Here is an 11,818-nt window from a genome sequence, read left to right on the forward strand (position 1 = left end):
CGCCGCCCTGGTCGCCGCCACGGATGACGGGCCAAAACGTGCCTGCGCCACCGCGTCCGCGGTCGGCTGTGGGCAAAAGCCTGGCCTGGGAGTCAACTCGAGGGGGGACGAGGGTGCAGGAGTGGCCGGAGGGGCCTGCCGCTGATCAGGAGGCGGCGCGGGATCGGTACACGTCCGACATGCGGGCGATGCGGGCGGCATCGAGGGACTTTTTCCGTGCCGATATGCCGGCCGCGCATTGCGGTGTGGCCATGGTGGTGGTGGCCAGTGTGTTGGTGGGCTGTTTCGCGGGTCCCGTCGCCGGGTGCCTGGTTGCTGCTGGCTTCGCGGTGCTGTTCCTCTTGGCGCTTGCGGTGATGTTCCTGCGCGGTATCCGGGGGGTTGATGCGTGGCGGCGGTCGTATCTGTTCACCTTCGGTTGGGCGAACTGGATCTAGGCAACGCGATGGGCGGTGCTCGCCCAGCCGCCGCCCTGTGCCACACAGCCTTCTGCGACGGCCGGGAGCGCAGGTCATGCAGGCCGGGCCCCGTACGCGACCGTCAGCGGATCGCAGTCATCTCGGGGAAGGGCTGTGACCATGTGCCCAGTTCCGCGACGAGGACCTGGCGGGCGAGGCGCCGGGCCAGGGCCCATCCCTGGTCGGTGGAGAGCGCGTTGGTGGTCCACCGGCCGGCGTCGTGCCCGGCGCTCATGGCGCTGAGGATGGCGTCGATGTCCCGCAGATCTGTCAGGGCCGCGGGGGCGAGTTGCCCCTCGGTCACCAGGTGGTGGGCCATGCGCTGGGCGTGGTCGAAGTCGAGGGCGATGTCGTCCGGCATCATGCCGTACCGGGCCAGCCACGCCACCTGGGTCGGGGCGTCGGCCGCGAGCACGGTCAGCGACTCGATCAGCAGGCGCGCCGGAACGAGGGATCAGGACTCTCCACGCCGCGATCCTCGCACGTCCCCGGTTCGCCCGGGCCTGTTGGCACTGCGCGGTAACAGACGGACGGGCCGGGCAGGGCATCCGCGAGAGATGGTCTGGAGGGCTCTGGAGGCTGGGCGCGAGCCTGGTGGTGGGCAGGTTGTGGAGAATGGGGTTACGGCGCCTCAAGGACACCGACCGGGTCAAAGAGCGGTGTGGGTGCCAGCCGCACGCGTGGCACGCGAGCGATGTCGTCCTTCGGACACCCGCCGGGCCCCCACCACTGGCACACCGCCGCTTGCTGCTTCGCCCCGCCTTGCGGGAAGGGGCGGCGGCAGGTGGCTGTGGGATGCGGTCCGCGTAGTGTCGCGGGGTGCATTCTCATCGGAGTTTCGAGAACCCTCCCGCTCTGTCTCACGAGGTGGTGGTCGAGACATTGGAGCGTGCTCTGGGTGACCGCTCGGCCGAGGGTGAGGCGGCCGAAGTCCTGGTCGGGACCGCGTTGAACGACGACGATCCGGAGTTCGTCGAGCGCTGGTGCGTGCAGGTCGGGATGCGGGCGGTGTCGGGGAGTCCGTTGCTCGGGCTGGCCGGCCTGTGTCTGGGACACACCGCTCGACGCTTCGGGCGTCTCAGTGATGACGCCCTGGCGCTGGCGGAGCTGCTGGCGGTGCGAGCCGAGGCGGACCCGACAGACGTGGACGGCCGCGCCGTCGACGGCTATGACGACGTCCGGAGTTTCCTTCACCTGTGGTGAGGCCGCCGGTGCCAGGGCCCTTTGCTCTGGCGGGAGTTCTGTCACCGGCCACACGCGGGCCACCACCCCGAGGCCAGTCGCCCTGTCGGCCGTTCCTTCGCCGACACAGGCTGCGGGGAGCCCTTTCTCCTGGCTTCATCGCCCCGACTCGAGGGGTTTGGGCAGGGCCAGCCCTCACCAGGCGGTTCAACACCAGGGGTGAGGTTGCGGAGAGAAGACCGCCGTGGCTTCTTCCTCAGCTACGCGGCCATGGAACGCGCTGTAAATGCCCCTGCGCATTGGGTATTGGCGACCGGCCGCTCGCCAGAGCTGTGGGCTGTCAGAAGTGGCTGAGGATCTGCCGTACGGGATGCCCGAGCGCGTCCGAGAGGTGAGCCAGCTCCCCGGCGGTGAGCCAGGACCGGCCCGGATACATGACCTCGATACGGAACCGCGCGAACCCCATGGGCCAGTCGTAGACCAGCTCATTGAGCGACGTGAGGGCTCCGCAACAGGGGACCGCCGCCATGAGGTGGGGAAACCCCTGGTCGTAGCCCTCGGAGACGGTGTCCATCCACCAGTCCGTCGCGCACTGCGCACCGCAGTGCGGGCAGGAGATCTTCTCCAGATTGGAGCCGCAGATGATCACCTCGACGCCGTCGTGCCACTGGACTCTCAGCCCGAGACGCGCGTCGCTGTCCGGAAGCATCCCGGACAGGGCGGCTGAGGCACGATCCGCCGCCTCCTTGCCGGGCTGCCAGTGCGGATCGGTGGGAATGACCGTCAAAAAGTCATCGATCATCGCTCCATCCTCTCCTGCCCGTTGCCCGGTGTGCGACACCGGCCACGTACCCGAGGGCGCGCACCTGTGGGCAGTCAGGGACCCAGGTAGGGGCTGTCTTGTACGTGGGCAGGGTGAGCATCAGCCCCAGGGTCCTTGGCACCGCTCACATGGCTGATTGCTGGAGGGTTTCTTGCCAGGCCTTCCTCACCTCGCGGGAATCGTCCAGGGCGGGATCGCGGCTTCCGCCAGGCGCGTAGGCAGGGGACCGGTCGGCGTGGAGCGGCACGTGGGCGCAGTACCAGGCCCGCTTGGCGCCTGCTCGCTCCGCGTCCGTGCCGGTCTGCACATAGTCGAGGAGGGCGTTCATGACCCGTCGGCGCCCGAAGACGTAGACCGCGGGTTCGACGAACCAGCGGCAGAAGCTGGGGTCCGGGTCGTAGACGGCTGCCGCCAGCAGCGGGGCGAACAACTCCTCGGGCAGATGGGCGCTTGCGAGCAGCGGCTTACGCACCGCATGGGCCAGGTGCCGTGCGCGGAGGGCCTCCGGCACATCGGCTGCATCCCCGAGATCCATCAGCCGTGCCACCTCAGCGGCACATGACAAGAAGGAGCGCGCGGCAGGCTGAGTGTGCTCTTCATCGGTCATGGTGGCATTCTGGACCTGCTCCGCCGTTCAGCCGGGGCGCCCGGGGCCGCCCCCGGAGCCCTCGCGCCCTCGTCGGCCGCCGCTTCGTGCCGCCTCCGTCCTTCGCAGAGCAGGACCGGGGCCAGCCAGCGTCCGAAAACCGGTTCCGCTACCGGTCCTTCGAGGCTGGTCGCAGGGAGTGGGAGACCGTGCCTACGGGGCCGTGGACGCCCCGTTGATGTGGATGAGGGTCTGGGCGAAGGTGCGGCGGTCGGCGAGGGCGTGCCTGGCGCGGGCCCAGGGCCCCCGAAGTACTGCCGCTGGACCGGAACGGTGAGGGCGAGCAGTAGTTGCACCTTGGTGGCGTCGTCCCGTTCGGACAGCATCACCATGCGGGTGGTGCCGGCGTACTCGACGGCGAACTGGATGAGGTGGCGCCCGGGCCAGCTGGCGGCGTACGTCGCGACGTTGTCGATCAGCCACAGGGTGGCGCCGTCGAGCTGCTGCAGCCACCGGTCCCGCTCGCCTGCCAGGCGTTCGCGCATGGTGGCCGTCCAGAGCCTGTCTTTGAACCCCGCGGAGCACACAGCGCCTCTGGTCGGCCAGGTCCGGTAGGACGGCGAGAACGGCGCCCGCTGAACCGCCTTTGCCGACCCTCGCCGACCGTCTGCCCGAAGGAGACCCGCTCGCCCCCTTGTCCGCCCGCACGGGGCGCCGCATCGGCATGGGACAGGTCGATGATTTGCAGAGGATGCCCGAGAGCGCGGTCGACCCACTGCGGCCCGTACCGACGGCGAAGGTCAGCGTGCGCAGGTAAGTGATCTCCTTACGACGACCGTCGTGATCGCGAGCAGACGTCCCCGGGAAGCCGCGCTCTATCTCTGGGGAGGTACCCGAGTCCCGATACGCGGTGAGCGGTGCCGCGGGGGAGTCGTGGCAAGGCAGGAGGAGGGCCCCCTCGCGCCGGTGCGGCGAAGGGGGCCCTGGGGGTGGTGCGCTGCCGTCAGCGGTTCCAGATCTGGGTGGAGGCACCCGTGCAGACCGACTGGCGCACCTCGCGGCGGCTGCCGGAGGGGGCGCCGCCGTCGTCCAGGCACAGCCCGCTGGCCACGTTCTTGATCAGGGCCGAGGGGCCGCCCAGCTCGACGAACTCCCAGCGCTGCTGTGAGATGTTGTTGCAGGGCCGCTGGACGACCTGGGTGCCGGGCTGGTTGCTGTACGCCTCTATGCACTTGTTGGAGTGGGACGCCTTGAGGAAGGTCGTCGGGTTGTCGAGCTGGAACTCGAGGATGAATCTCTGGTGAGCCTTGGCGTTGCAGCTGAACTGCTGCAGCACGGTGTGGTCGGCCGAGGAGCCGCCCTGGACGTCGAGGCACTTACCGGTGGCGGCGTTGTGGAGGTAGTACTGGCCGGACACTCCCGCGTGGGCGGATCCGGCGAAGACGGCGGACGTCGCGAGGGCGGCACCCACGGCGACACCGGCACGGGTGGCGAACGAGCTGCGGAGCTTCATTGCGGTGATCTCCTTGCAGTGGTACGGACGTTGACTGAGGAGGACCAGCCACCTCGCGGTGCTGTCCTGACGCTCCCCTTCTCGGCCGCAGTCTTACGGGCTGCCGGGCCGCGACTCAAAGCCCTTCGATGCCCATCGAATCCAGACATTTCATGGCCAGGTGCGGGAGTTCCGGTCAGATGATCCACGGAGCCGGGTGTTCCGCGCCGGGGCCGCCTACCGTGATCACACGCCCAGGCCGGCCACCCCGGCCGGGGCCGCCGTGCACGCCCGCCGCCCCGCCGCATGTCTGGAGGAACGACGGTGTTACGCCTGCACTTCACTGCCGAGGACCTGCTGCGCGTACGTGTCGCGACAGCACCGGACCCGCTCGCCGAGACCGTACTGAGCCTTCCGCTGCTCCAGACCGAACGCTCGGGCCGGGCGGCGGACGTGGCCCTGTCGGGCTGGCGGGCACGTACTCGGCGCGGTCTGCGCCCCGAGATGCGAATCCTGCTGGAACTCGCCCCGGCGGGATCGGGCCAGTACCTCCCGGAGGCGTTCACTCACGCCGCGGCCAGTGATCTGACGGACAGCCTGGACCACACCTGGTCCCTGCCGAGGCGCCAGTGGACGGCGGACTGGCGGGCCACCCGGCTGCTGCGGCCCCGCGCCCCGGCATGGATGCACGCCCTGCACCACGGTGACCGGACCTGGTCGGACCTGGTGCGGCGCCAGCTGCACGCGTACCACGCGATGGCCATCGCCCCTTACTGGGGCCAGCTCCTGGCAGCCGCCCAGGCCGAGCGCAGCGAGCGGGCGGTGACGACGATGGACACCGGTGTCGAGGGCCTGCTGGGCAGCCTGCACCCGGAGATCGGCTGGTCGTCGAAGACCCTGTCCCTGCCCTGTGACGTCGACCTGGACCTGCGGTTGCGCGGTCAGGGGGTCCTGCTGGTTCCCACCTTCTTCTGCGCCCGCCCCCTGGGCCTGATCGACAACGCCGATCCGGACCGCCCTTTCGTCCTGCGGTATCCGCTGGCGCGCTCGCTCGGGGACAGCGCGGCCGTGGTGGAGTCCGGCACGGCCGCGATGGGCGAGGGGCTGACCGCGCTGCTCGGCACGACCCGCGCCCGTACGCTGCGGGCGGCGCAGAGCCCGGCGGGGACGGCCGAACTGGCCCGCCGCGTCGGCACGTCGGCGGCGACGGCGAGCCATCACGCCTCGGTCCTGCGCGCGGCGGGCCTCCTGACGACACGCCGGGACGGCCCCGGAGTCCGCCACGCCCTCACCCCGCTCGGCGCCGCCCTCCTCGGCGGCGGCCCGCCGCACGAGGCCGCACCGTGCTGATCCCACCTTCCCCGTCCTCCTCCGCCGGGCCCCGCTGAGAGGTGCTCCGCGGTACGGTGCGGGCGCATGGGCGGGGGCGCGCCGCCTGTCCCCGCTGGCCGGTCACCGTGCTCTGGCGCCACAGCCGCTGGTGCATGGCCCCGCTCTGCAGGCGTACGTTTGCCATGGCGTCTTGATCACCCGCTGGCCGGGCGGCACCCCGGCCGGGCGGCACCCGCTGGCCGGGGTGTACGCCCGGCCATCCGGGCGTACACGGATGGCACCTGCCTGTCCCGGCCGCCTCTGTCACCAGCGCATGCCGAGCTGGTCGAGGTCGTTGCGGCGCTGTGTGGTCAGTTTGGTGGCGCGGCGGCGGGTGTTGTCGAGGAACATCCCGAGCTTGACCTCCACAGGCTCGGCAGCACCTGTCTGAGGGCTCTCCGTGCCGTCTGTCTGAGGCCCGGTGGAGCCGTCTTCGGCGGTCGGCCGCTCTGGTCGCTTAAGTCGCTCGACGTGTTTGCGGGGGACGTTCAGGTGCCCTTCACGGGCGTGGAACTGGCGTGCTGCTTGCAGGTTGAGTGTCCATTTGTCGTCGCGGGTGGCCGTTTTGACCGGCTTTGCGTCGGGCTCGTCCTCGGCGGGGACCTGGAGGCCGAGGGCGTGGTGGAGCAGGTACTGCTGGGCGGGCTGGAGGTTGACCCATCCGGGGCCGTCTCCTGGGCCTGCCGGGCATTGGCGCAGGTGCGACGGGGCAGGACGGCAGGTGTGCCAGAGGACAACAGTGTGGAGGGTGTGGGCGGCGCTGGGCATTACGGGCGGCTGGCGCGGGACTTCGACCGGTACTGGGCCTACAGTCCCGCTTTCGTGGCCTGGATGGCCGGCCGGATCACGCACGCCCTGAGCCTCTCGCCGGGGGACAGGATCGCGGACATCGGTGCGGGCACGGGCCTGTACGCCAGGGAGGTCGCCCGGGCGGTACGGCCGGCGCACCCCGTGGTGTGTGCCGATCCGTCCCCGGCCATGCTCGCCCGCCTCAATTCCCCCTCGCCCTATCTCGCGCCCCTCCTCGCGTCCGCGGAAGACGTCGCTGAGGGCCGTGTGGACTTGCCCTGCGAGCGGTTCGACGCGGTGTGGCTCAAGGAGGTGGTGCACCACCTGGCCGACCCCGCCCGCACCTTGGCCGGCTTATCCGCTCTGCTGGCCCCGGGCGGCCGTCTGCTGGTGGTCATGCGCCCCGCCACCCTCGCCTACCCGCTCTTCCCGGCAGCCCTGGCCCGCTTCCAGGAGTCGCAGCCCGACCCGGCCGAGATCGCCCACCACCTGCGCTCAGCCGGACTCACCACCACCCTCACCTACGCCGAACACGAGCTGCGCATCGGCCTTGACCGCCACTGCACGATGGTGCGCGCCCGCTACATGTCCCTGCTTTCGACCTTCAGCGACGGCGAGCTGGAGGAGGGTATTCAGCAGATCCGCGCCGCTCATCCCGGGCCTGAGCTGGTCTTCCCGGACCGCTTCGCCTTTATCTGCGCCCGCCGTTGCTGAGGCACCTGCGTGTCCAGGTCAGCGTCGTTCGACGGTGAAGCCGCTGTCGTGGAGCGCGGCGTGTGGACGGTCACGCAATTCCCCAGCCAGAAGTTCACGATCTTCCCCACGGGGATCGCGGAGTCCGTCTCACGGGCACCATCTTCTGGAGGCGGAACGTCGATGCTCCGCCCCTGCGTCCTGCCTCGGCTGAACGCGTTGATAGAACCCTGTCATGACATACCGATTCACTGCGCGTGTCGCCACGACCGAGATCGACCCTGACGGCTACTTCACCGAGGCTGCTCTTGCGGAGAGCGAGGACGGAAGCGGCTTCATCTTGATGTTCATGGCAGGCGAGGACGACCCAGATGATCAGGAGGTCGCCCTGGGCATGGACACGCACTGCCTGGTCACAGCTGACCAGGGGACCGCGTATGGCTGTGTACGTGAAGCCGTTCTGACAGGCAACATCCTCCGCGTCTCGCTCCGCCCTGAGGCACTGGCGGACCTGCGGTTGAACGACGGCGAGATCGAAGCCCTCATCGAAGCACCACCTGGGGACGTCGTCCTGTTCCGAGAAGTCCTCGCCCAAGTGCTCGCCTACGGACGTGCCGACGCTCGGCCCACTCGTGTAGCCGTCTGAGCCGGCCACCGGACCGGGTCCGGAGGGGTGGGGAATTACGTGAAGCCGAACACGCGACTCGTAGGGAAACACGTGATCGTCGACATGGGGCAGCCTTGGGCTGCCAGAAGCACGATGGTTGTCCGCTGTCGGGCCTGGTGCGGTGTCTTGTGAATGCCGTCTTCTTCAGCCGGTGACGCTCGGAGGCGGTCAGTACGACGGCCACGGCGGGGGTGACAGGCATGAGGGGGGCGGCCGTTCCTTTTTTGGGGCCTGTTGCAGATGCCACCGACCGGTGGGTTCGGGTGTGGTGGCCTGCAGGTGTCGGTGAGGGCGTTTCAGGTTTCAGGATGGGCCAGGCGGCCGAGCAGGGTTACCGCGTCGTCGAGGGGCACTGGTTGGAAGAATCGCGCGTCGGCGCGCTCAACGGCGGCAATCGCGCGTGGGGCCAGGCCGGCGCCGGTGTCGGTGACGCGCAGTCGTTTGGCGCGGGTGTCGGCCGGATCGACTTCACGCTCGATGAGTCCTTTGCGTTCCAGGACGCGCAGTACCTGGGAGGTCATCTTGACGTCGGTGCCGGCTTGGCGGGCGAGGGCCAGCTGGTTGGGATGCTCACCCTGGGTGTTGAGCCACCAGGTGCAGGCGAGCAGCACGAACTGCACGTGGGTGAGGTCGAGCGGGGCCAGGGCCGTGGCGACGTCACGCTGCCAGCGCAGGGTGGCGTGCCACAGCAGGAACCCGGGACTGTCACCGGGACTGAGGGGCATCAGCGAGCCGCCAGCTCGGCCAGCGAGGCCATGGTCTCGGGCCAGTCAGCGGTGATGCCCGGGCCGATCTGCGGGCCGGCCTCGTCGGCGCCGGCGCCGGTGATCTCCATCCGGTACACCACGCGGATCCGGCCCTGGCCGATCCGGTCGATCCGGTGCATGGTGCGCAGCAGCAGGCCGTCGAAGCGCGCCTCGTCGACGAACAGTTCGTCTTCGACCGCCTCGGCGATGCGCAGCAGTACCGGGTCGTCCCCGGGCGGCGTCATCGTGATGTGCGTGCCCGCGGCGAACGGGCCATTCATCTCGATCTTCTCGATCTCAGTGTTCCAGGTGCCCCAGTTCTCCACGTCGGCCCAGAGCCGCCAGATCGCCTCGGGGGCGGCGCGGGTCTCGATGCTGTGCTCGTACTCCCACATGAGTGGTCTCCTCCACTAGATGATCTGTCCAGAGATTATCTGCGCAGAGTCTATCTGTCCAGTGGCGCACGCACCCCATCCCGCAGCGCCGCGACCGCCCACCCGAACCACTGCCCACGCCCGCGCCACACGCCGCACCACGGGCTGGCCGGGGGCGACCATGGGCCCATCCACGGCTGGTCAGCGCGGTACAAGCTGGGGTTCACATCGGTCTGTGCGCGGTGGTGCGAGCGGGGGAGGATACGGAGCTATGAGCACCACCCGTCCGATGCTGACCCAGCGCGAGGCCGCCACGGCGGCGGCGTGAGCCGCTCCACGATCCGCCGCCGCGAAGACGGTGACCTGCCCGGCGCCATCCAGGACCCGCAGCGCGGCTAGCTCATCCCGGTCGAGGACTTGCTGACCGCGGGGTTCCGGCTACCTATGAAGCGGTAGTTGCGGGCTTGCCCCCGCCTGTTCCATCCTGTGCCGCGTCTTTTCGGCGTTCTGCGTGTAATGCGAGGGCCGGTCACCCCCTCTCCCTTCTGCATCCATACACCGGTACGCGGCTCTTCCGCGCGCCCTGATCCCCCTGGGGGACCCCGTGTCTGTTAGCGCCCTACTCATCACGCTGTCCGTCGCGGTGCTCCTGGTCGCCGCCACCGTCGCCTACGCCGTGCACCGCTGCTCAGCGCTGGTGGTGCCGGTCCAGGTCGCGATCGGCACCGCCACGGTCCTTACGGGGCTGCTGAACACTGTGGTCGCGGTGGGCAGGCTCTGATCTGCCGTGGTCGGGGGTGGGCAAGCCTGTTGGGCATGCCTGGCGTTAGGCGGGCAAGCCTGCGTGACCGGGAGGGCGCGGGTTCGTTGTCCCGGGTGTTCAGCTTCCATCCCCCGGGGAAGCTTCAAGGCCCGCAGTCACCTCATGCCATGGCGGACTGCGGGCCTCCCGTCACTCAGGCCGCTCTCCCGGCCCCCGGGGGTAGCGCCGACGGTTGTCTGCACCGTTTCCTGGACAGGTGCACCCGAAGGGGCACGGGAGGTACTACCGCAGGTGTGAACCCCCCTTTTCGCGATCACGGGTGTTCTGCCTGATCAGCCCAGGTGGGCAAGCCTGTTTGCTCCGCCGACACCTCTATCTCCGTGTAAGTCGGAGGCAGAGGTGAGGTGCGGGCCTACGGTCGCTGCCGGTAGCTGTCCTGGAGGCCGGAAATGGTCAGTGATCCGACTCCGGCGTCGGATCACTGATCGTTTTCAGTCGGGATCAAGCCCGGGATCCCCTGCACGATCTCCTGCGTTATCCCCTGCACAGTCTCCTGCCCTTACCTGACGGCGCCGTGGTGAACGCCGCAGGTCACCATGGGGTTTTGGGTGCTCGGGGCTGCTGACATCCCCTCCAGAGCCCCTCGCCCGCCCTCGACAAGAAAGAAGGGGGAGGCAGGGAGGCGGGGCGGGTGGCGCTGGAGGGGATCGAGGCGCCGGCTTTCATGTTGCGCGTCGGCGTCGCCTCCGCGCTGCCGAGCCTCTGCGCCTGTCTGGAGCCGCTGGAGCGCCCGACAGGGACCCCCGGGCGCCGGGGACAGGGCTGGGGCCGCCGGAAGGCCGCTCAGGGATGCTATGAGCCCGGGGCGGGGCTGCTCCGAGTTGTGTCAGGCCCCGGCTCCGCCGTCCTCGATGTCCGAGATGAGCTTGGTGCTCAGGTCGCTCTGAACCGCCAGCCGGGTGTGCCCGGCGTCCGGCCGGTGCCCCAGGTGAGGGTGATCGTGGTGAACAGGTGTCCGGCACCCGAGTCGTGATAGCGGACCTCCCATTGGGTGGGCACGTCCTGGGCGCGTAGGACGCCGTCGGCGTGGTTGGCCTCTTCCCAGGCGGCCAGCCGCTGCCGGAGGTCGTCGGTGAGGTAGTGGAGCGCGAAGCTCCGAGCCCAGGTCGTCGGTCCCGTCGCCGACGGCGTCGATGTACGCGCCGTAGAAGTCAGCCACCCGATCGACCACCGAGTCCGGGCTCCCACCACGCACCGGGCCGCCCGCCCGCCCGCTCGTCCGACATGAACTCCCCCTTCGAGACACTGTTGTTCGACTCACTCCCTTGATGTTTCAGCCGATATGTAGCTGAACGTGAGAATCTGACCGATGCGTGACCTTGCGGAAATCACAGACTGAGGCAGGGACACAATGCATAGGGCACCGCAGGGCCGTGAGGGGTCGTCAGGCGCCCGTGGCCGGTTCCGGCCGGGACGGGGCAGGGGGCGCCCCGCGGGGCCGTACAGCTGTGCGGTGGGCTTCGGGCGGGTGGGCACTCGGGGTGCCGGCGTGGTTGCGGGGCTTGCCGAGGGTGTGTCACGGTGGGTGCTCAATTCAAAAGGGGAGTGGGCGGTAAAGGCCCGGGGTGATAATCCGGTAGTCCCGGTACGGGAATTGACGGGTCCTCAGAAAACGGACCACGAAAACTCGACCGACCCCCAACCCCTAGCCAGACCGATTGAATTCGCGGAGCGAATTCAATTTGGGCCGGATCGCGAAGCGATTCGAGCCCAGGGCCAACGGAGTTGGCCCAGAATTCAGGCGAAGCCGGAATTCAACCGCGCGGAGCGCGGTTATCCTCCCGCCGCGTAGCGGCGGCGCGTCGTGTCTGCGG

Annotated in this window: 14 protein-coding genes; 6 read left to right on the forward strand and 8 right to left on the reverse strand. The window is 69.4% G+C overall.

Annotated features, from left to right (window positions below; all coding sequences use genetic code 11):
• The first annotated feature begins 113 nt into the window (after positions 1–113).
• A complete protein-coding gene (locus ABD236_RS27240) occupies positions 114–437 on the forward strand; it encodes a hypothetical protein (protein WP_344077953.1) in 324 nt (107 codons plus the stop codon).
• Positions 438–540: 103 nt separating this feature from the next.
• Here ABD236_RS27240 and ABD236_RS27245 read toward each other — a convergent pair whose 3' ends face one another.
• Positions 541–873, reverse strand: a complete 333-nt coding sequence (locus tag ABD236_RS27245) for a hypothetical protein (RefSeq protein WP_344077955.1) — start codon at positions 871–873, stop codon at positions 541–543.
• 452 nt (positions 874–1,325) lie between these two features.
• Here ABD236_RS27245 and ABD236_RS27250 point away from each other — a divergent pair, with 452 nt between their 5' ends.
• Positions 1,326–1,661 carry a hypothetical protein gene (locus tag ABD236_RS27250; protein WP_344077957.1) on the forward strand — a complete coding sequence of 112 codons (336 nt, stop codon included), beginning with the start codon at positions 1,326–1,328 and terminating at the stop codon, positions 1,659–1,661.
• A 319-nt stretch (positions 1,662–1,980) separates the two neighbouring features.
• On the opposite strand, the gene ABD236_RS27255 is transcribed toward ABD236_RS27250, so the two are convergent.
• The 3 genes from ABD236_RS27255 to ABD236_RS27265 form a co-directional block, all read right to left on the reverse strand.
• Positions 1,981–2,442 (reverse strand): hypothetical protein, encoded by a 462-nt coding sequence (locus ABD236_RS27255; RefSeq protein WP_344077959.1) that lies wholly within the window; start codon positions 2,440–2,442, stop codon positions 1,981–1,983.
• Positions 2,443–2,587: 145 nt separating this feature from the next.
• Positions 2,588–3,070, reverse strand: a complete 483-nt coding sequence (locus ABD236_RS27260; RefSeq protein WP_344077962.1) for a hypothetical protein — start codon at positions 3,068–3,070, stop codon at positions 2,588–2,590.
• 982 nt (positions 3,071–4,052) lie between these two features.
• On the reverse strand, positions 4,053–4,562 hold the full coding sequence (locus ABD236_RS27265; RefSeq protein WP_344077965.1) for an RICIN domain-containing protein: 510 nt from the start codon (positions 4,560–4,562) through the stop codon (positions 4,053–4,055).
• Between the two features lie 303 nt (positions 4,563–4,865).
• Here ABD236_RS27265 and ABD236_RS27270 point away from each other — a divergent pair, with 303 nt between their 5' ends.
• A complete protein-coding gene (locus tag ABD236_RS27270) occupies positions 4,866–5,891 on the forward strand; it encodes an ArsR/SmtB family transcription factor (RefSeq protein WP_344077967.1) in 1,026 nt (341 codons plus the stop codon).
• A 285-nt stretch (positions 5,892–6,176) separates the two neighbouring features.
• Here the strand turns inward: ABD236_RS27270 and ABD236_RS35155 are convergent, their stop codons facing one another.
• A complete protein-coding gene (locus ABD236_RS35155; RefSeq protein WP_486387791.1) occupies positions 6,177–6,443 on the reverse strand; it encodes a helicase associated domain-containing protein in 267 nt (88 codons plus the stop codon).
• Between ABD236_RS35155 and ABD236_RS27280 the strand changes: the two genes are divergently transcribed.
• On the forward strand, positions 6,405–7,415 hold the full coding sequence (locus ABD236_RS27280) for a class I SAM-dependent methyltransferase (RefSeq protein ID WP_344077971.1): 1,011 nt from the start codon (positions 6,405–6,407) through the stop codon (positions 7,413–7,415). The two genes, ABD236_RS35155 and ABD236_RS27280, sit on opposite strands and share 39 nt — an antisense overlap.
• A 214-nt stretch (positions 7,416–7,629) precedes the next feature.
• On the forward strand, positions 7,630–8,040 hold the full coding sequence (locus tag ABD236_RS27285) for an Imm10 family immunity protein (protein WP_344077973.1): 411 nt from the start codon (positions 7,630–7,632) through the stop codon (positions 8,038–8,040).
• A 317-nt stretch (positions 8,041–8,357) separates the two neighbouring features.
• On the opposite strand, the gene ABD236_RS27290 is transcribed toward ABD236_RS27285, so the two are convergent.
• Positions 8,358–8,786, reverse strand: coding sequence for a MarR family winged helix-turn-helix transcriptional regulator (locus ABD236_RS27290; protein WP_344077975.1), 429 nt, complete (start codon positions 8,784–8,786; stop codon positions 8,358–8,360).
• Positions 8,786–9,202 (reverse strand): SRPBCC family protein, encoded by a 417-nt coding sequence (locus ABD236_RS27295; RefSeq protein WP_344077977.1) that lies wholly within the window; start codon positions 9,200–9,202, stop codon positions 8,786–8,788. Before ABD236_RS27295 ends, ABD236_RS27290 begins: the two co-directional genes overlap by 1 nt.
• 583 nt (positions 9,203–9,785) lie before the next feature.
• Between ABD236_RS27295 and ABD236_RS27300 the strand changes: the two genes are divergently transcribed.
• The gene (locus ABD236_RS27300) at positions 9,786–9,962 is read left to right on the forward strand and encodes a hypothetical protein (RefSeq protein ID WP_344077980.1); all 177 of its coding nucleotides are present in this window, start codon (positions 9,786–9,788) and stop codon (positions 9,960–9,962) included.
• 915 nt (positions 9,963–10,877) lie between these two features.
• Here ABD236_RS27300 and ABD236_RS27305 read toward each other — a convergent pair.
• The gene (locus ABD236_RS27305) at positions 10,878–11,192 is read right to left on the reverse strand and encodes a hypothetical protein (RefSeq protein ID WP_344077982.1); all 315 of its coding nucleotides are present in this window, start codon (positions 11,190–11,192) and stop codon (positions 10,878–10,880) included.
• Positions 11,193–11,818 lie beyond the last annotated feature (626 nt).

This window comes from Streptomyces crystallinus, assembly GCF_039521265.1.
Lineage (GTDB): Bacteria > Actinomycetota > Actinomycetes > Streptomycetales > Streptomycetaceae > Streptomyces > Streptomyces crystallinus.